13 protein-coding genes and 1 pseudogene are annotated in these 18,978 nt (G+C 72.5%); 6 read left to right on the forward strand and 8 right to left on the reverse strand.

Annotated elements, in window-relative coordinates:
• The first annotated feature begins 3 nt into the window (after nt 1-3).
• The gene (locus ACWCHM_RS31230) at nt 4-1,632 is read left to right on the forward strand and encodes a gamma-glutamyltransferase family protein (RefSeq protein WP_454220983.1); all 1,629 of its coding nucleotides are present in this window, start codon (nt 4-6) and stop codon (nt 1,630-1,632) included.
• Nucleotides 1,633-1,654: 22 nt separating this feature from the next.
• On the opposite strand, the gene ACWCHM_RS31235 is transcribed toward ACWCHM_RS31230, so the two are convergent.
• Nucleotides 1,655-2,617, reverse strand: a complete 963-nt coding sequence (locus ACWCHM_RS31235; RefSeq protein WP_454220984.1) for a GlxA family transcriptional regulator — start codon at nt 2,615-2,617, stop codon at nt 1,655-1,657.
• 150 nt (nt 2,618-2,767) lie between these two features.
• On the opposite strand from ACWCHM_RS31235, the gene ACWCHM_RS31240 reads away from it, so the two are divergent.
• The 4 genes from ACWCHM_RS31240 to folE all read left to right on the forward strand — a co-directional run bounded on the left by ACWCHM_RS31240 (nt 2,768) and on the right by folE (nt 6,663).
• Nucleotides 2,768-2,905, forward strand: a complete 138-nt coding sequence (locus ACWCHM_RS31240) for a hypothetical protein (protein ID WP_169733054.1) — start codon at nt 2,768-2,770, stop codon at nt 2,903-2,905.
• Between the two features lie 99 nt (nt 2,906-3,004).
• Nucleotides 3,005-3,580, forward strand: a complete 576-nt coding sequence (hpt, locus tag ACWCHM_RS31245; protein WP_067302270.1) for a hypoxanthine phosphoribosyltransferase — start codon at nt 3,005-3,007, stop codon at nt 3,578-3,580.
• A gap of 378 nt (nt 3,581-3,958) precedes the next feature.
• A complete protein-coding gene (gene ftsH, locus ACWCHM_RS31250; protein WP_145922108.1) occupies nt 3,959-5,965 on the forward strand; it encodes an ATP-dependent zinc metalloprotease FtsH in 2,007 nt (668 codons plus the stop codon).
• 35 nt (nt 5,966-6,000) lie between these two features.
• Nucleotides 6,001-6,663 (forward strand): GTP cyclohydrolase I FolE, encoded by a 663-nt coding sequence (gene folE, locus ACWCHM_RS31255; RefSeq protein WP_204958145.1) that lies wholly within the window; start codon nt 6,001-6,003, stop codon nt 6,661-6,663.
• A 45-nt stretch (nt 6,664-6,708) separates the two neighbouring features.
• Here the strand turns inward: folE and ACWCHM_RS31260 are convergent, their stop codons facing one another.
• Both ACWCHM_RS31260 and ACWCHM_RS31265 read right to left on the reverse strand, forming a co-directional pair.
• On the reverse strand, nt 6,709-7,509 hold the full coding sequence (locus ACWCHM_RS31260; protein WP_454220986.1) for a hypothetical protein: 801 nt from the start codon (nt 7,507-7,509) through the stop codon (nt 6,709-6,711).
• Nucleotides 7,410-10,127: an FtsK/SpoIIIE domain-containing protein gene (locus tag ACWCHM_RS31265; RefSeq protein ID WP_454220987.1), complete on the reverse strand. Its 2,718-nt coding sequence runs from the start codon at nt 10,125-10,127 to the stop codon at nt 7,410-7,412. Before ACWCHM_RS31265 ends, ACWCHM_RS31260 begins: the two co-directional genes overlap by 100 nt.
• Before the next feature lie 226 nt (nt 10,128-10,353).
• On the opposite strand from ACWCHM_RS31265, the gene ACWCHM_RS31270 reads away from it, so the two are divergent.
• Nucleotides 10,354-10,914, forward strand: a complete 561-nt coding sequence (locus tag ACWCHM_RS31270) for a hypothetical protein (RefSeq protein ID WP_454223230.1) — start codon at nt 10,354-10,356, stop codon at nt 10,912-10,914.
• Nucleotides 10,915-10,917: 3 nt separating this feature from the next.
• Here the strand turns inward: ACWCHM_RS31270 and ACWCHM_RS31275 are convergent, their stop codons facing one another.
• The 5 genes and pseudogenes from ACWCHM_RS31275 to ACWCHM_RS31295 form a co-directional block, all read right to left on the reverse strand.
• Complete coding sequence (locus ACWCHM_RS31275) at nt 10,918-11,520, reverse strand: hypothetical protein (protein WP_204957450.1); 603 nt, start codon at nt 11,518-11,520, stop codon at nt 10,918-10,920.
• Nucleotides 11,521-11,533: 13 nt separating this feature from the next.
• Nucleotides 11,534-12,697, reverse strand: a complete 1,164-nt coding sequence (locus ACWCHM_RS31280; RefSeq protein WP_374760100.1) for a M23 family metallopeptidase — start codon at nt 12,695-12,697, stop codon at nt 11,534-11,536.
• 8 nt (nt 12,698-12,705) lie between these two features.
• Nucleotides 12,706-13,254 (reverse strand): hypothetical protein, encoded by a 549-nt coding sequence (locus tag ACWCHM_RS31285; protein ID WP_454220988.1) that lies wholly within the window; start codon nt 13,252-13,254, stop codon nt 12,706-12,708.
• 4 nt (nt 13,255-13,258) lie between these two features.
• On the reverse strand, nt 13,259-15,214 hold the full coding sequence (locus ACWCHM_RS31290) for an MFS transporter (protein ID WP_454220989.1): 1,956 nt from the start codon (nt 15,212-15,214) through the stop codon (nt 13,259-13,261).
• Between the two features lie 2 nt (nt 15,215-15,216).
• A pseudogene (locus ACWCHM_RS31295) lies at nt 15,217-17,820 on the reverse strand (ATP-binding protein); the annotation flags it as partial.
• Nucleotides 17,821-18,978: the final 1,158 nt, after the last annotated feature.

Below are 18,978 nucleotides of genomic sequence, written 5' to 3' on the forward strand. Positions count from 1 at the left end.
CTGATGGCGTACCCCCGCAGTGCCCTGTTCGCCCCGCACGGTGCCGTCTCGACCAGCCATCCGCTCGCGGCGGCGGCGGGCCTGGCCGTGCTGCGGCGCGGCGGCAACGCCGTCGACGCGGCGCTGGCCACCGCGATCACGTTGACCGTGGTGCAGCCGCCGTCCAACGACATCGGTGGTGACCTGTTCGCCATCGTCTGGGACGGCGACCGGCTGCACGGTCTCGCCGCCGCCGGGCGGTCACCGGCCGGGCTGACCCGGGAGGTGGTGCTGGCGGCCACCGGCGGGATGGCGGCGGAACCTGTGGCGGCGCTCGGTGGCGCGCAGGCGTCCGGGCCGGCGATGCCCGCCCGGGGCTGGCTGCCGGTGACGGTGCCCGGTGCGCCGGCCGGCTGGCGCGACCTGCACGACCGGTTCGGCGTGCTGCCCTTCGCCGACCTCTTCGCCGACGCGGTCGGGTACGCCGAACACGGTCACCCCGTCTCCACCGGCACCGCCGCCACCTGGGCCCGCGCGCTGGCACAGCCGGTGCCGGCGGGCGCCGAGTTCACCGAGTTCGACCGGGTCTTCACGGTGGCCGGCCGGGCGCCCCGGCCCGGCGAACGCTGGCGCAACCCGGCGGCGGCCCGGACGCTACGCCTGATCGCCGCCAGCGGCGCGGAGGACTTCTACCGGGGTGCGGTCGCGCAGGCGCTGGACCGGCACGCCGCCCGTACCGGTGGCCTGCTCACCGCCGCCGACCTGGCTGGGCACACCTCGACCTGGGTCGACCCGGTCAGCGTCCGCTACCGGGGGCACGAGGTGTGGGAGCTGCCGCCGCCGGGGCAGGGGCTGGCGGCGCTGCAGGCGCTGGGCGTCCTCGACGGTCTCGACCCGGCCGCCGACCCGCTGGACCGGGTGCACCGGCAGGTGGAGGCGGTCAAGCTCGGCTTCGCCGACGCGCACGCCCACGTGGCCGATCCGGAACGCGTCGACGTGCCGACCGCCGGCCTGCTCGACCCGGGCTACCTGGCGGCGCGGCGGGCGCTGCTCACCGACCGGGCCGGCGACCCGGTGGCCGGTACGCCCGAGCGGGGCGGCACCGTCTACCTCTGCACGGCCGACGCGGGCGGTCTGATGGTCAGCCTGATCCAGTCCACCTACCTGGGGTTCGGTTCCCGGGTGGTGCTGCCCGGATACGGTTTCGCCCTGCAGAACCGGGGCACCGGTTTCCGGCTCGACCCGGGCCACCCCAACGTGGTGGGGCCGGCCAAGCGGCCCTTCCACACGATCATCCCGGGTTTCCTGACCCGCGACGGCGCACCGGTCGGCCCGTTCGGGGTGATGGGCGGGCACATGCAGCCGCAGGGGCACGTGCAGCTGGTCGCCGCGACCGTCGACGACGGCCGTGATCCGCAGGCCGCCCTGGACGCCCCCCGCTGGTACTGGCACGCCGGCCGGACCCTGCTGGTCGAGCCGGCCTTGGCGGCCGAGCCCGGCCTGGTCGCGGGGTTGCGCGCCCGGGGCCACGAGGTCACCGTCGCCGACGAGCCGTCCGTCTTCGGGTACGGCCAGGCGCTGTGGCGTGACCCGGCCGGCGGCTGGGTGGTCGGCGCGGAGCCCCGGGTCGACGGCGCGGCGCTGGGCTACTGACCCCCGGCGCGGCCCCGGCGGCTCAGGCGGTGGGGACCCGGTCGCGGAAGGTGGCGCGGTAGCCCTGCGGGGTGGTGCCGACCCGCCGGGCGAAGTGGTGGCGCAGGGCGGCGGCGTCGGGGAAACCCGAGCGGCCGGCGACGCTCTCCACGCTCAGCCGGGTCTCCTCCAGCAGCCGGCGGGCCAGCAGCACCCGTTGGTTGGTCAGCCAGTCGTGTGGGGTGGTGCCGGTCTCGGCCCGGAACCGGCGGGCGAAGGTCCGCGGTGACATGCCGGCGCGGGCGGCCAGCTCGTCCACCGTGGTCGGCCGGTCCAGGTGCCCCATCAGCCAGCTCAGCACCGGTTCGAGGGTGGGCGCGTCGGGGGTGGCTGGGATCGGCGCCTCGACGTACTGGGACTGGCCGCCGTCGCGGTGCGGGGGTACCACCATCCGGCGGGCCAGCCGGGTGGCGGTGACCGAGCCGTGTTCCTGGCGTACCAGGTGCAGGCAGGCGTCGATTCCGGCGGCGGTGCCGGCACTGGTCAGCACCGGCCCGTCGGCCACGTAGAGGTCGTTGCACCGGACCCGGGCCGAGGGGTGGCGGCGTTGCAGCTCGTCGGCGTACTTCCAGTGGGTGGTGCACTCCCGGCCGTCGAGCAGGCCGGCCGCGCCGAGCACGAACGCCGCCGAGCAGAGGCTGAACACGTACGCCCCCCGGTCGGCGGCGCGGCGTAGCGCGGCCAGCACCGCCTCGGGCACCTCACCCCCCTGGGTGTACGCGGGCACGGCGACCAGGTCGGCGTCATCGACCGGGGCGAGGTCGGCGTGCGGGGTGAGGCCGAACCCGGAGGCGGTACGGACCGGGTCGCCGTCGGCGGTGCAGACGGTGAACCGGTAGCCGGGGAAGTCGTCTTCGGTGCGGTCGGTGCCGAACACCTCGGTGAGCACACCCAGCTCGAAGACGGCCACCTGGTCCAACGCGATGACGGCCACCGATCGAATCATGTGACGAGGGTAACCGGAGAGATGGCAGGAAATCGAGGGTGTGTGGCATGGCTGCCACTGTCCCGCCCCGGACCACCGGCGGAAACTGGAATGAGCCCGGTGCGCGCCGGCGGCGAAAACCACTCAGAACAGGAGAAAGTGAGCGCCGCCATGCAGTTCCTGTTGTTCCTGCTCTTTCTCGCCGCGCTGACCGCCGCCTCGGCGTTCGGCCTGACCGCCGACACCCGCGACTCGGCCGACTGGAAGCCCACCGAGGAGGGTCGCCGCTGGCGATCCCGCACCTGCTGAGGTGATTGATTCCGTTGTGCCGGAAAATTCGGGGCGGGACCGCGCCAAAAGCGGCGGCCCCGCCGACGCGGGCCCTCCGGCGTACGGCAGGCTAGGACCATGGCTGACGGCTCCTGGTACGACGCCGACATCGATCACGTGATCATCTCCGAGGCGCAGATCCGCGAGAAGACGGCGGAGCTGGCCAAGCAGGTCTCGGCGGACTACGCCGGGGTCACCGACGGACTGCTGCTCGTCTGCGTCCTCAAGGGCGCGGTCATGTTCATGGCCGACTTCGCCCGCGCGCTGGGCCGGCAGGGTCCGCCCGTCGAGCTGGACTTCATGGCCATCTCCTCGTACGGCCAGGGCACCACCTCCTCCGGTGTGGTGCGCATCCTCAAGGACCTCGACCGGGACATCGCCGGCCGGCACGTGGTGGTGGTCGAGGACATCGTCGACTCCGGGCTGACCCTGTCCTGGCTGCTGCGGTACCTGGAATCCCGGTCGGCCGCCAGCGTCGAGGTGGTGGCCCTGTTCCGTAAGCCCGACGCGGTGAAGGTCACGGTGCCGGTCAAGTACGTCGGCTTCGACATCCCCACCGAGTTCGTGGTCGGCTACGGCCTCGACTTCGGTGAGCGCTACCGCGAACTGCCCTACGTCGGGGTGCTCAAGCCCGAGGTCTACGCCCGCGCCTGAGCTCTGCCCGGACCTGTCGTCGTCGAGCGGACGTTCAGCGGGCTCCCAGGCAGTCCGACTACGGTGGGTACTGGTGGCGTGGGACATCTCCGCGTCCGGGACCCCGACCCGCATGACCGGGCGGTCGACGGTTCCGGTGCGCACGTTCCCCGGCACGCCGGCTGAAACCCCGGTTCGCCGTACGCGTAACTGCGGGGCTCGCAAGCTCCCGTGTCGCGTGCACGGTGTACCGTCGAATGACCGCGGTGCGGCAGTTCGCGCGCCTCGGGGTCGAGGCCGGCCCGCACGGCGGCTCGACGCCGCCCCCGGCGGCGACACCATTCAGACGGTCAGGACGTCGATCAGGAGGATGCGGGCGCCTCGGCGCTCGACAACAGCATGGAACGTACGCGTTTCTTCCGCCGACCGGTGGTCTGGATCATCCTGGTCATCCTCGGCGCCGTTGTGCTCAGTCAGCTGTTCACCGCTGGTCCCAGCTACCACCGGGTGGACACTTCCGTTGCGCTCGACCAACTGCACACCGCCAAGATCAACAAGGTCGTCTTCCAGGACAAGGAGCAGACGCTCCAGCTCAACCTGGCCGAGAAGACCAAGTTCGGCGACACCACGACCGACCGGATCGAGGCCCAGTTCCCCTACCAGGCCGGCGAGCAGGTCTGGAACGAGGTGCTGGAGGCCAAGGCGGCCAACCGGGTCACCGGCCCGGCCGACGCCAAGGTGTCGTCCGACAGCATCTGGGTGAGCCTGCTGGTCAACCTGTTGCCGATCGCGCTGCTCGTGCTCCTGCTGCTGTTCTTCATGTCGCAGATGCAGGGTGGCGGCTCCCGGGTGCTCAACTTCGGCAAGTCCAAGGCGAAGATGATCACCAAGGACACCCCGAAGACGACCTTCGCGGACGTCGCCGGGGCCGAGGAGGCGGTGGAGGAACTCCACGAGATCAAGGACTTCCTCCAGAACCCGGCGAAGTACCAGGCCCTGGGTGCCAAGATCCCGAAGGGCGTGCTGCTCTTCGGTCCGCCCGGTACCGGTAAGACGCTGCTGGCCCGCGCCGTCGCCGGTGAGGCCGGGGTGCCGTTCTACTCGATCTCCGGCTCCGACTTCGTCGAGATGTTCGTCGGTGTCGGTGCCAGCCGGGTCCGCGACCTCTTCGAGCAGGCCAAGGCGAACGCCCCGGCGATCGTCTTCGTCGACGAGATCGACGCCGTCGGCCGGCACCGTGGCGCCGGCATGGGCGGCGGCCACGACGAGCGGGAGCAGACCCTCAACCAGCTGCTCGTCGAGATGGACGGCTTCGACACCAAGGGCGGGGTCATCCTGATCGCCGCCACCAACCGGCCGGACATCCTCGACCCGGCGCTGCTGCGTCCGGGCCGGTTCGACAGGCAGATCCCGGTCGACGCCCCCGACATGGAGGGCCGCAAGGCCATCCTGCGGGTGCACGCCAAGGGCAAGCCGTTCACGCCCGACGTCGACCTCGACGCGGTCGCCAGGCGTACCCCAGGCTTCTCCGGTGCCGACCTGGCCAACGTGATCAACGAGTCGGCGCTGCTCACCGCCCGCAAGGAACAGCGGGCGATCACCAACGACTCGCTGGAGGAGTCGATCGACCGGGTGATCGCCGGGCCGCAGCGCCGGACCCGGGTGATGAGCGACCAGGAGAAGAAGATCACCGCGTACCACGAGGGTGGGCACGCGCTGGTCGCCTGGGCGCTGCCGCACGCCGCGCCGGTGCACAAGGTGACCATCCTGTCCCGGGGCCGTTCGCTGGGGCACACCCTGGTCCTGCCGACCGAGGACAAGTACACCCAGACCCGGGCCGAGATGATCGACACCCTGGCGTACGCCCTGGGTGGCCGGGCCGCCGAGGAACTCGTCTTCCACGAGCCCACCACCGGGGCCGGCAACGACATCGAGAAGGCCACCCAGTTGGCCCGCGCGATGATCACGCAGTACGGCATGAGCTCGAAGCTCGGCGCGATCAAGTACGGCACCAGCGGGGACGAGCCGTTCCTCGGCCGCAACATGGGCCACGAGCGGGACTACTCCGACTCGGTCGCCGCCGAGATCGACGGCGAGATGCGGGCCCTGATCGAGCTGGCCCACGACGAGGCCTGGGAGATCCTGGTGGAGTACCGGGACGTCCTGGACAACATGGTCCTGGAGCTGATGGAGAAGGAAACCCTCTCCACCGCCGACATGGCCCGGATCTGCTCCCGGGTGGTCAAGCGCCCGCCGATGGCCCCGTACAACGGCTTCGGCAAGCGTCTGCCCTCCACCGAGCCGCCGGTGCTCACCCCGGCCGAGAAGGAGAAGCTCAAGGCGCAGGCCACGGCCGACGGCATCTCCGTCGGCGGGGCCACGAACAACTCGGACGGTCTGCACTGAACACCGACGCCGCGGCCAGCCCCGACAATCCGGGGCTGGCCGTCTCGTCCACCGAGCCCGGTGACGAGACGTTGGACTACGTCGCCGCCCGGTTGATCAGCGGCAAGCTCAACGGTCGCCCGATCGAGGACACCATGGACCTCGGCCGGATCGAGAAGGCGGTCCGCGAGATCCTCATCGCGGTCGGCGAGGACCCCGACCGGGACGGCCTCCAGCAGACCCCGGCCCGGGTCGCCCGCGCGTACGCCGAGCTCTTCGCCGGCCTGCGGGTCGACCCGTCCCAGGTGCTCAGCACCACCTTCGAGGCCAACCACGAGGAGTTGGTGCTCGTCCGGGACATCGACGTGATGAGCCTCTGCGAGCACCACCTGCTCCCGTTCCGGGGCAGCGCGCACATCGGCTACATCCCCGGCCCCGACGGCCGGATCACCGGCCTGTCCAAGCTGGCCCGGCTGGTCGAGGTGTTCGCCCGCCGCCCGCAGGTGCAGGAGCGGCTCACCTCGCAGATCGCCGACCTGCTGATGAGCAAGCTGGAACCGCGTGGCGTCATCGTGATACTGGACTGCGAGCACATGTGCATGGCCATGCGCGGCATCCAGAAGAGCGGCGCCAAGACCATCACCTCGGCGGTACGGGGCGTGCTCCAGCACGACGCGAAGTCCCGCGCCGAGGCGATGTCGCTGATCATCCCCCGCTGAACCGCCGCCTGGACGGCCCGCCGCCCCGCCGGGGGCGCGCCCCGGTCAACCGGCCAGCAACGCCAACGTGATCCCGGCGGCGGTCACCACCGCCGGAATCAGGCAGGTCAGCAACCCCAGCCGGGGCGTACGGTCCCACCGGCCGTCAGGCCCCGGCGGGAACAACCGACCCACCCCCACCCAGCCGGCCGCGAACGACACCGCCGGCAACGGCAGACCCACCAGCAGCGCCACCACGACCACCGGCCCGGTGCCGAGGGTCACCAGGAGCAGCAGCTGCACCAGCGGCACGACCAGCGCCAGTGGGCCGTACACCAGCAGGTTGCGCAACCGGGGCGGCCAGGCCGCCGACCGCAACGAACCGCGTGCCGCCAGCGCCGCGTCGGCGCCCTCCACCCAGCCCTGGGCCGTCCGGAGGCCGGCCAGCACCGCCGCCGGACCGCCAGCCATCGCCCGGGTCGCCTCGGTCAGTTCCGGCGGCGTCGGGGTCAGCGAGATCGCCGGTACGCCCAACTCCCGCAGCCGGGCCTGCTGCGGCGTCAGGCGGGCACGCACCCCGTCCAACTCGGCACGGGCCCCCTCGACCGCCCGGGCCTGGTCGGCGGCGGCCGTCGCCGCGCCCCGGCGTACCCCGTCGAGCTGACGGGCGGCGGCCAGGTAGTCGGTCCAGGCGGCGGCCACCGACGGAGCCGGCCCGCTGCCGGCCTGCTGCCGGACCGGAGCCACCGTCACGGCGTCGTCGATGCTCACGGCCGATGTTCCTCCTCGTCGGCGAACGGCACCAGGACCGTGCCCCGGTCGTCGGTGGTGTCCCAGAGGACCACCCGGGCCGGCCGGGGCCGCCACTGCACCGGATGCCCGAAGAGCGCGGCGAGCTGCGCACCCGGTACGTCGACCGCCGCGACCGCCGTCAGCTTTCCCACCTCGCCGTCCGGCTCCACCAGCCCGGCCAGCGGCGGCACCGTCCGCCACCAGCCCAGCAGGTGCCGGCCCGCCGGCGGACCCTCCCGCAGCAGCGCACGCAGCCGGTCCACGGGCAACTCCTCCGCCGGGGGCACGTCCACCCCGAACACCACCAGGTAGGTCGGGCCGGCACCCGCAGGAGCGGTCAGCAACCCCGGCCCGTCCACCGTCGACACCCGGTGGCGCTCGCCCAGCTCGGCGGCGAGGGCGGCGGCCAGCGGCGCGGACCCCTCGGCCAGCGGCGCGAGCACGAACTCCGCGCCACCCGGCGGATGGTGTGCGGCGGTGCTGCGCGCGGCCGTCGCCAGCAGCGCCGCCGCCCCCGAACCGGGCCCGAGGACAGCCAGATTCTGGCCGGCCACCGGGCCCAGCGGCACCGCAACGGTCGTCCGGGCCACGTCGACCGCCCGACCCAGCAGCGCCGCCGGTGCCCCGCACCCGCCGGCCACGGCGGCGCGCATCCGAGGATCGTTGCCCAGCAACGGCCGGGCCCAACCCGCGAACACCACAGGCGGTACGGCATCCTGCGGCCGTGCCGCGAACAGCCGGTGCCGCAGTTCCTGCACCACCTCCGGGGCGTCGTGCGGGTCCGGGAACCGGATCAACCGCTCGTGCCCGCGGGTCGCGCCGCGTGGGCCACCCAGCCCACCCGCGGTGTTGACCACGGCACTACCCACCGCCAGACCGGCGGCGGCGTCGTTGGTCGGCATCAGCACCGCACTGCCCCCGGCGAGCGCTACCCGCACCGGGAACTGCCCCAGCACCGAGTCCCGGGGGGCCGGACCCGCGCCGACACCCAGGTCACCCACGCCGGCCAGCACCAGGTGTACGCCGTACCCGCGACCGGACCGGGCCAGCCCGTCCAACCGGCTCAGCACCTCGGCAGCCACCGGATCCCGATCCGCCAGCAACAGCGGAAAGTTGTCGATGACGCAGACGACGCGCGGCAGCGCCTGATGCTCACGCAGCTCGGCGAAACGCTGACCACCGGCCCGCGCCGCCGCCTCCTCCCGGCGGTGGATCTCCGCCGCCAACTGGTCGAAGAGGTCCCGCACGTACTCCGGGTCGGCGGCCATCCCCGCCGCGCGGACCTGCGGCACCCACGACCTGTCCCGCCGGGTCTGGAGGAACTCCACGAACGACTCCCCGGCACCCAGATCCACCAGGTAAAGGGCCAGTTCGTCCGGACCGTACCGGGCTGCCAGACCGAGCAGCGTGTTGGTCAGGAAGGCCCCCCGGTCCGCGTCCGACCGGCCGCTGACCAGCCAGTGCGGGGTCAACTCGGTGAAGCCCACGGTGACCGGCCGGCCGCCGGCGTCGCCCACGGTGGTGGACAGGCCGTCGACCGACGAGGACGCCCAGAGCGGCGCGTCCCCGGGCGGCAGCAACTCGGCGAGACCCAACCGGGAGCCCGCCTCGATCTGGTCGGCCAGCCGGCGGCAGACGGCCCCGATCAGCTCCGGGCCGGGGTCCTCGTCGACGAGGACGGGACAGTTGAGGCCGCCCGGCGGGTCGGTGCCCGGCCCGCTGAACGGGCTCCCCGGCGGATCACCCAGCAGCGCGTACGACGTGCGCAGCCGTACCGGGGTGGCCTGCGGCAGCGGTGGCCGGGCCGCCGGCCAGCCGGCGACCACCAGGTGCAGACCGGTGCCCCGAGCCCGCTCGGCGAGCGCTGCGATCCGGTCCAGGTCACTCGGCCCGGACGACGCGGGCAGCCCGGCGATCACCAGCAGCAGCGTCCGGTCGTGCCGGCGGGGCCGGCCGGCCCCCGGGGAGACCCACTGCTCGGCCTCGGCGAGCACCGCCCGCAGCCCGGCCGCGTCAGTCGCCGGAGGCGGGAACAGGCCGGCGTCGGCCAGCGCGGTGAACGGGGCGAAGACGGTGCCGCTCCGGGCCTCCTGTGGTGCACCGTTGCGCGTTGCGGTGCTCGCGTTGTCGGTGGCGGTGACGGTGACGTTCCGGGGTTCGGCTCCTGCGGTGCCGGCTCTGCCGGTGCCTGGGCCGGGGCTGACGGTGGTGTCGTCCGTGCCGGTGCCCGCGGTGCCCGGCGCGGCGGTGCCGTCGACGCCCCGGACCAGCAGGCAGCCCGCCGGAGTGGCCGCCAGCAGACGCAACAACACGGCCCGGACGAGACCAGCCACCCGGATGTCACGGACGTCCCCGTCGAGGGTCAGATGAGCCGAGCCGAGCAGCGGCACCAGCGCCGGGAAGCGCGCATCCTCCAACGGGGCCGCCGTACCGATCCGTACGAAGGGCGGATGCTCCTCACCACACGGGGCGTCGGGCGTCAGGTCCTCCAGGGCGTTCCCGGCCCAGCCCGGGGCGAGCAGGGCGGCGGCGTGCCGCAGGCGGGCCGCCAGCTCGTACTGTCGACGCTGGTCGGCGGGGGCCGGACGGATCTCGTCGAGGACCGTGACGGCAGCGGCAACGGTCGCAGCGGCCCGACGGTGCAGGGCTGCGGCGCGGTTCGTGCGAGCCTTGGGACCGGCCACCGCGTCCACCCCTCTTTCCGAGGCGCGTCCACCCCGCTGTTCGCGACGGGAAGCCTCCCCGACTGCAGACCGTATCCCAGCCCCCGCCGCTCCTCCGGGAAGCGCGGCGGCGGTGCGCCAGGCTTGTCGCAAATCGCGGCTAACTCTCACCTCCCGGGGTCGTCCTGTCACGATCCGCAGCTTCCGGGGCATTGGGAACGGAGCGTCCAGCCGATAGCCTCAGGGGGTGGAATCAGTGCAGCCCCCCGCCGGTTCCCAGGTGTCCCGAGTTCCGGCGCAGCGGACCCCACCGGAGCACTCGGCCCCCCCTGCGCCGCTGCCGGTGCCGCAGCGTCCGACCCGCCGGCTCCGGACCGTCCTCACCGTCGTGGCCGGGGTGCTGGCGTTGCTCTGCGTCGGCGGTGGGATCACCGGCTACGTGCTGTACGAGCGGGCCGCGACCCCGGACCGCAGCGCCCCGGACGTCGTCGTCGACAACTATCTCCGTGAATTCCTGGTCAACGAAAACGACACCCGCGCCGAGCTTCTCGTCTGCGACGATGCAGATCTAGGTGCGCTTGCGGCCCTCCGTGCGGAGTTTCAGCAGCGAGAAAGAAAATTCAATGTTGAGGTAAGAGTTGGCTGGGGGGCATTGACCAGGATGGAAACTCCTCAAGGTGAGTCCGTGACGACAACCCTGACCATTTCCGGTTCGTCCAACGGTCAGCAGCGCAGCAGCCGTCGGGAGGACTGGACTTTCGATGTCATCGAAATTCGTGACGGCTGGCGTGTCTGCGGCGCACGTAAGGCTGTCTAAAGGCTATTCAATCCACAGTAGGTGGACGGGGATCTCCATCGTGGTGGGCGGCTGCCCACGCCAGGCCCAGCGGTACCACTCCAGTTCCGGCGTGACCCGGACGCAGATGTCGCCGTCGGCACCGGAGTAGGACTCGGTCACCGCACGCAGGTCGCGGTGTTCGACGGCGTCCTCGACGTGTACCACCCGTCGTCCGCTGACCGCGTCGGTCTCGAAGACCGGGGTGGGGGCCCGGTGGGTCGGCCCGTCCAACGAGACGAGCTGGATCCCCTGCTCGCGGATCGGTCCGGTGGGTGCAGGCCGGTCACCCAGGGTCTCCACCCAGACCCGTTCCACGGGGACGAGCGGGGCGAAGACCTCCACCTGGTCGGCCTCCGCCCGGTACCACTCGTGCTCGGGGATGACCGGCACGTAGGTCCGGCTGCCCTGCACCACCCGCTCGTCGGCGCGGAGGTCTCCCCGCCAACCGAGGCCGGGGAGCCCGACGAGGACCCGCCGGCCGCGCAGTTCGACCCGGCCGGTGGCGGGGACGATCTCGACCGGCCGTGGTGGAAGTGGTGCCCAGTCGGGCTGACCGGCGAACGGGTCCGGCAGTGGTCCGCTCATCGGGGCGACGGCCTCATGCCGAACCGTTCAGCGGGGCACCGCGCTGCCGCATGAACGGGACCGGGTTGATCCCGCCGGAGAAGCTGCGGTTGCTGTCGATGTGCACCTCGAAGTGCAGGTGCGGACCGGAGGAGTTGCCACTGCTTCCGACCAGCCCGATCACCTCCCCGGCCTTGACGAGTTGTCCGGGGGCCACCCGGGGCTTTTCGATCATGTGGCAGTACCGGGTGACGAAGCCGCCGGCGTGCAGGATGTCGACGAACCATCCGCACCCCCCCTTGCCGGGGAAACCGTCGACGTCACAGCTGCGATTTCCGCTGTGGTCCGGATCGCAGCGGGCCACCAGCACCCGGCCGGTGGCAGCGGCATGGATCTCGGTTCGCTTGCGGGCGCCGATGTCCACGCCGTTGTGTCGCGGTCGGCTGGCCGTGCGGAAGCCGGAGCCGACCCCGCCGTCGATCGGTGCGGTCCAGCCCGAAGCGGCGATGGTCCGCGCGGCGGCCCGGTCGCACACCGCCTGCTCGGCGATCTGGACCGTCCGGGCAGCCCCGCCGGCGAGCGCGTTGACGATCTGACTGGCGACGTCCTCATGCTTGGCGTACGCGTCGGGGTAGGCGCTGATCTGCACCTTCTGCGCGGCCCGGGTCAGGGGCATCCGCTCCCAACCGTCGATCTTCACCAGTTTCTCGTAGAATTTGCGGGCCGCATAGTCGGGGCTCATCCGTTGCGTGACGCTGCCCCAGCCGGCCCGCTGCTGAAAGAGACCGAGGGAGTCGTGGTCGGAGCCGACCCCCTCGTTCGGGATGCCGCGAGAGCCTGCGACGGTGCTGTTGGACAGGTTGCGCAGCGCCGACTCCTGCATCGCCGTGGCCACCGCGATCACCCAGCCCCGGGGTGGCACCTTCATATCCTGTCCGACCTTGATGATGACTGCCGCATTACGCAGCTGACTGGCCCCGTACGCGGACATCCGGGGCATCTTGCCGGTGACGTTGACCCGGTGCTCGTCCTCGCACTGCTGCTCGTTCGACACCAGGGACTCCTGGTCGCCGCCGAGGTTGGTCAGGAAGAACGCGGCACTGCCGCCGCCGCAGCAGAGCAACGCGAGAGCGCCGGTCAGCGCGGCGGCGACGGCACCCACCCGGACGCGGCGGCGTGGGGCAGCGGTCGGTGACAGTTCGGCAGTCATTCCCGCTCCCAGTCCACGGCGTCCACCAACCAGCGGCCGTCGGGGGCAACCAGTTCCAGCCGTAGCTGGCCGCCCTCCAACGGAACCAGAACCTCCGTGAAGACCGCCGTCCGTGGACGCAGTGTCGGGGTGCCGGCAATTTTGACGGCAGGAACTCCGGCAGGGTCGGCACCTGTCAACTTCTCGGTGAGTTCCGGCGTCGACATCGGCCGTAGGTCCGCCTGCCACTGCTCCGCGGTGGTGGTGGACCCGCCCAGCCACGCGGTGGTGAACCGGGTGGCCGTCTGCTCGGGGGTCAACTCACCGGGCCGGGTATGCGGTGACTCCGGGACCGGGGTGGCGATGACCCCGTCATCCCCCTCCTCCGGATCGACAGTGGTGATCGGTTCCCGGGGGCGGCTGCTGAGTCCCGCTGTGAGGTCACCAGGGCCGGACACCAGGCGGGCCGTACCGATCACCCCGAGCACCAGCACGGCGATCACGAGCGCGACGCCGAGCCGTGACCGGATGAGTCGGGTGAAGAGGAGTTCGACTGCTCGCCGCATCGCGTCACCTGGCCTCGGAGCGTATACGGGGGCTGGGCTTCACGGGCGTCGGTGCCGGCGTGGCGGAGTCGGGTCGGTAGACCACGAAGGACGGGGTCTCCTCCGGCACGTCCGGCTCGGTCCAGCTCGCCGGACGACGTCGTGGGCGGAGTGCAGCCGTGGGCCGGCTGTTCTCCCGCGTCGGGGGCTTCGCCTCGGTCTCGTCGGCGCGTTCACGTCCATCCGGGCGTTCCCGCTGCGCCGGCGCGCTGACCGTCGAGTGGCTGGGGTCCTCCCGCCGGGCCTCAGGACGTAGGGTGGCCGGTTCCAGCGCGGCCCCGCGCCCCCGGGTGAGCTTCGGCTCGGCCGTACCGCCCGGCTCGGCCACGTCGAGTCGGGCGGCGACGCGCATGTCCCGGAAGAACCGGCGGTGCCACGACCCGGCCGAGCCGACCGCCTCACTGCTGTCCTTGCCACCGAGCTGGGTGATCCTCCGGTAGGGCCGGAGCAGCAGCCAACCGACCACACCGCAGAGCCAGACCAGCACCACCTGGAGCCAGCCCGGCAGGGTCGGGGTGCTCATGATCAGGTCGACGGCGAACAGGTAGATCGCCGCTCCGGTGCCGAAGATGGCGATGTTGAACACAGCAGCGACCACGGCGTTCGCCAGCCGCCGCAGCCCTGCACTGGCGGGGCGGAGCAGGCCTATCGTGCCCAGGATCGGTGCGGCGATCACCGCCCACCGGAAGATCATGAATCCGAGCAGCACCAGCAGCGAGGCGGTGAGGTCGAACATGGCGAAGAGCAACGCGGCGAGGACCGCGATGAACCCGGAACCGATCCGGTCCATGTCGCGGCTGCCCTGGAGATACTCGTATGCCTCAGGATCCTCGGACTTGATCTGCTCGGCGACCGTCATCCACTGCTGCTGCTTGGCCTTGATGGTGGCGTCGCGGGTGGCGGGATTCTCCCGGAGCTTCTCGGCCTCCTCCCAGGAGAGCGCCTTCGCGTCGTAGAGGGCCGCCCCGTACTTCTTGGCCGTCTCGCTGTCCGCCGAGCCCAGCACCCCGCGCAGCCAGTTGCGGTACAACATCGATTCGGTGGCGGTGTCACTGGCGCGGACGGCCGGGGGGCGACTGTCCTTGCACGCATCAGGATTCGGATCGTCGCACTGGTCCGCCGGTGTGTCTCGTGCTGCCGGACCGATTGCGTCGTGGACGACGCCCAGGGAGGTGATGAGGGTGCCGTCGGCAATGTTGGCGGACTTCACCGGCCAGGCGGCCAGGGCCGTCACCGCGACCATCACCAGCAGGGCCCAGCCCGCGGTGGTCATTGCGTTGCTCATGTCCGACTGGCGGGAACGCCAGAGCAGGTAGAGGCCCACCACACAGAGCGTCACGATGCCGAAGACGCTGAACACCTTCTGGTAGACGGCCTTGGTCGCCTTCTCCACCAACGGATCGGCCCAGTTCCACATCGACTGGGGGTCCCAGGCGCGTTCACGCAGCGCGTTCGAGGCACCCACCACGGCGGTGGCCATCATCAGTTCACCGTTGGCGACGGTGGTGGTGAACTTGTAGTCCGGATGGAGGACGGTGGAGGCACAGCCTCCCTCCACGTCGTACGTGTTGAAGCTGTAGCCGCCGTAGCCGTAGTCGCTGTAGAGGCCCTTCGGCCCGGGAAGCTTCGACGAGTCGGGGCGGGAGGCGAACCATCCGGCCAGGCCGGAGTCCGGGGCCGAGGGCACCGGCGGCTTGCGGCAGTCCACCTCCGTCTCGCTGACCTGCTTGAGCTTCTTGACGCAGGCGCGGAAGTCGGCCTGCCACTCCTTGGTGGTGCAGAGGTCGGCGGCCGCCTGTGCCGTCACGGGGGTACGGGCGTACGCCGGTGTGGCCCCGACCACCGGCCAGGCGATCGTGGCACCGGCGAGTACGCCGAGTGCGAGGAGGAGCGCCGTGATCCGTGCCCGGGCCCTCGCCATTGTCACGCCTCCAGATCAGCCAGGACGGTCGGCAGTATCCCGGCGGCCTGGGCGACCGCGGCGGGGGTGGTGTCGAGGTGATCCAGCAGCCCCTCGACGTACGACACGTCGACCCGGACCTTCTGCACCCGGCCGTCCACGTCCCGCATGACGAACTCGCGGAAGCCGAGCCGGGTGGCGGAGGTGGTGTCGACGGCGGACAGGGAGGCCAGGGTGGCCTCGTAGCCGTCGTCGACCGGCACCCGGAGCAGCCGGAGCGCCTCGGAGGCGATCTCGGTGTCCTCGGCGATGCGGCCGACGAAGACGGTGGAGACGAGGTTCTGGACGTCGAGGCCGAGGATGTCCTTCGGGTTCTGCGAGGCGACCAGGGCGGCGAGGTTCCACTTGCGGGAGTCCCGGGCGAGGCGGACCAGGAAGGACCGGCCGGAGCGCCAGCCCTCCATGAAGTGCGCCTCGTCCAGGCCGACGAGTTTGCGCGAGGACATCGACCCGCCGTAGCAGCGGCGGACGGCGAGCCGGTGCGCGGTGTGCAGCATCGGCAGGGCCAATGCCTCCTCGGCCGACCAGTACTCGCGTTCGATCTTGAGGTCGGGCAGGCGAAGGCCGGCCATGGTGATCACGGTGAGCGCCGCGCCCGCACCGAGCAGCCCCTCCGGCGGGCGGCCGAAGAAGAGCATGGCCAGCGGCATCTCGGCGGTGTCGAGCAGCAGGTGGGCCAGTTCCCGACCGGCGTCGTCGTCGAGCCCTTGCAGGCAGGCGACCACATCGTCCAGGGTGGACGTCTCCTCGGCCGGCACCTGGCGTACCGCGTGTCGGAACAGGGTGGCGGTGGACGCCTCCCGGGCGACCTGCGGCGGCACCAGCATCATGCAGATGTCCTGGACCAGCATGCGTCGTTCGGCCCGGGCGTTGGAGACGGCGATCTCGAACTCCCGGTCGCCCGCCGCCCCGGAGGTGAACTCGCTGCGCAGCGGGGTGGGGATGAGCGCGTACGGGGCCAGCGTCCCCGGCTCCGAACCGGTCAGGTTGAGCACCCGGGCGTACGGCTTGAGCTCCGGCATGGCGCAGAGCCGGGCCAGCGGACCGGACGGGTCGAGCAGGGTGACCTGCACGCCCCGCCGGGCGGCCAGGTAGCCGAGCGCGCCGAGCAGGGTCGACTTGCCACCACCGGGTTCGGCGACGAAGACGGCGAGCCCGGAGCGCTCGCGTACCTCCATCGGGAAGTGCAGGTCGAGGAAGACCGGCCGACGGCAGGTCCCGGCGGTACGCCCGATCAGGTCGCCCCGGCGGTCGCCGACGGTCGACGCCGCCTGGGGGAGCGCGGCGGCCAGCAGCGGCACCGGCATCCGGCGGACGTACCCGGTGTTGGCGATCGGTTCGCCGGGGATGAACTCCCGGGCCAGCCAGTCCTGGTTCTTCGGGTGTTGCAGGGAGATGCGCAGTTCCCGGGAGTAGAGCTGGATGAGCCGGCGGGCCCGTTCCATGCACTCCTCGCGGGTCCGGCCGCCCACGGCGATCCGGTGCCAGCCGTGTGCCCGGGCGGAGTCGACCGGTAGCCCGGTGGTCATCTCGTCGCCGATCACCAGCGCCCGCTTGGCGAGCCGTTCCAGCTCGGGCGGGGCGTCGATGCCGTGCTCGGCGTAGTCGAGCTGCTGCGACCGGATCATCCGCAGCCGGTGTTCGAGGTTACGGAAGGAGTCGCCGGAGCCGAGGATGTCGACCCTGGTGGAGATCTCCATCGGCCAGGGCAGCCGTTCGTGGAAGTGCAGCCACGGCTCGTGCCGTTCGGGGATCTCCAGCGGCTCCATCCGGCCGACCGCGAGCACGGCCACGTGCCGTTCCTCACCGGTCATCCGGTTGACCAGCTTGACGGTGGTGCCGTACGGGGTGCGGTACCGCTCGACCTGTTCGGTGAGGGCGAGCAGGTCGCCGCGTTCCCACCGGCCGTTGGTCACCGGGGAGAGCGCACCGGGCGGGGCCATGCACAGCGCCACCGAGCGGTAGAGCAGCCATTCCAGCTCCTGCGCGGTGACCCGCCTGCCCCGCATGCCGAAGCTGCCCAGCACCTCGTCGAACTGCTCGACGGTACGACCCAGCTTGCGGCGTTCGCCGTCGGCGGTGCCCTTGCCGAAGGCGCGCAGCAGGCGTTCGGTGAGGGAGTCGCCGAGGGAACGACGGGCGAAGGTGACCCCCAGGTAGGTCTGCCCCTCGGCGTGGTTGACCGACATCAGGTGCTGCTGGGCGGCGACCAGGTGGTCGGCCCAGCCCGGCGTGCCGGGGACGTCGGGCAGCGGCGACGCGGTGTGCGCGTCGATGGTGCGGGCCCACTCGTCGGCGGGGAACGGCCTGGTGGTGCGGCGCAGGTGCAGCCGGAAGCCGGCCAGGCCGGCGTACTGCTCGGAGATCGCGGAGAGCAGCGCCTCGCGTTCGGCGTCCGGGCGGAACGCCCACCGCACCTCGGGGAGCCAGTACCAGGCGGTGACCGTGTTGGGGGTGAACGTGAGGTGCCCGGCGATCTCGGTGATGGCCAGTTCGATCGACGGGTCCCGGTCCCCGAACTTGATCTTCGGTGGGCGTACCCGGACCGGTTTGGTCGCCGCGGTACGGCGGCTCGCCGCGCGTTCCCGGGGCGTGGCCAGTTCCCGGGGGCCGGAGTCCGCCGGCGCGATCCGGTCGGCGTCGACGGGTGCGGGCCGGGCCGGTTCGGCGGCCAGCGCGCCGGTCGGGGCGATCACGGCCTCCGCCCGGATCGGTTCGGCCGGCTCCGGCCAGCCGGGGGCGACGTCCTCCGGCCAGGCCGGTTCGGGCGTTTCCGGCCAGCCGGGGGTGGGCGCCACCGGGGTGGGCCGGGGCCGGGCGGTCAGCGTCGCGTCGCGTCGGACCGACCCGGCGTTCTCCCGGCGCGCCTGTTCGGCAGCCTCGCGTCGGGCCTGATCCGCGGCGACCCGCCGGGCCTGCTCCGCCGCTTCGCGTCGGGCCTGTTCGGCGGCCTCGCGTCGGGCCTGTTCGGCGACGTCCTGTCGGATCTGCTCGTCGGCGTCCCGGCGCGCCTGTTCGGCGGCCTCCCGTCGGGCCTGTTCGGCGGCCTCCCGTCGGGCCTGCTCGGCGGCCTCGCGTTCGGCCTGCGCGGCGGCTTCCCGGCGGGCCCGCTCGGCGGCCTCGCGCCGGGCGCGGTCGGTGGCCTCCCGGGCCCGTTCGGTGGCCTCCCGGCGGGCGCGTTCGGCCGCCTCCCGCGCGGTGAGCGGTTCGCCGGTGTCCCTGGGGAACAGGTCGGTGGGCACCCGGCGCGGTGGCCGCTGTGGTGCCTCGGCCCGGCGGTCGTCGGTCGGGGCCGCCGTCGACCGGTCGCCCTGCTGGTGCGGGACGCGGGTGCGCGCGGTGCGCCCGGCCGGTGGGGCCGCCTCGATGGCCGCCGGGGGGGCCTGCGCCTCGATGGCCGGCGGCGGGGTCGGCGCGGGGCTCGGTTGGTGCGGTACGGGGCGCTGCTCCCGGCCCGGACCCCGGCGTGCGGGGGTGCCGGGCGACGGGGCGGTGCCGGGGCGGGGGCCGCCACCGAAGAGGTCGAGGAAGGGGGAGTCGATGTCGGTGCCGTCACCCACCAGCATCGGCGCGGCAGGCGCCGGCTCGGCCTCAGGGGTGCCCCGGCCGGGGCTGGGCCGGGGGGCCTGGAACACCCCCACACCGCTCTGACCCGGGCCGGTGAGCAGGGAAGGGTCGTACGGCTCGTCGTCCCGCAGCTCCTCCTGGGGGTAGTCGAACGACCG

The organism is Micromonospora sp. SCSIO 07396 (genome assembly GCF_053667945.1).

What these genes read in the sequence shown, in the direction of transcription:
- ACWCHM_RS31285 (WP_454220988.1), bottom strand. Translation starts at nt 13,254, where the DNA reads ATGCGGCGAGCAGTCGAACTCCTCTTCACCCGACTCATCCGGTCACGG.
- ACWCHM_RS31235 (WP_454220984.1), bottom strand. Translation starts at nt 2,617, where the DNA reads ATGATTCGATCGGTGGCCGTCATCGCGTTGGACCAGGTGGCCGTCTTC.
- ACWCHM_RS31230 (WP_454220983.1), top strand. Translation starts at nt 4, where the DNA reads ATGGCGTACCCCCGCAGTGCCCTGTTCGCCCCGCACGGTGCCGTCTCG.
- hpt (WP_067302270.1), top strand. Translation starts at nt 3,005, where the DNA reads ATGGCTGACGGCTCCTGGTACGACGCCGACATCGATCACGTGATCATC.
- ACWCHM_RS31290 (WP_454220989.1), bottom strand. Translation starts at nt 15,214, where the DNA reads ATGGCGAGGGCCCGGGCACGGATCACGGCGCTCCTCCTCGCACTCGGC.
- ACWCHM_RS31275 (WP_204957450.1), bottom strand. Translation starts at nt 11,520, where the DNA reads ATGAGCGGACCACTGCCGGACCCGTTCGCCGGTCAGCCCGACTGGGCA.
- ftsH (WP_145922108.1), top strand. Translation starts at nt 3,959, where the DNA reads ATGGAACGTACGCGTTTCTTCCGCCGACCGGTGGTCTGGATCATCCTG.
- ACWCHM_RS31240 (WP_169733054.1), top strand. Translation starts at nt 2,768, where the DNA reads ATGCAGTTCCTGTTGTTCCTGCTCTTTCTCGCCGCGCTGACCGCCGCC.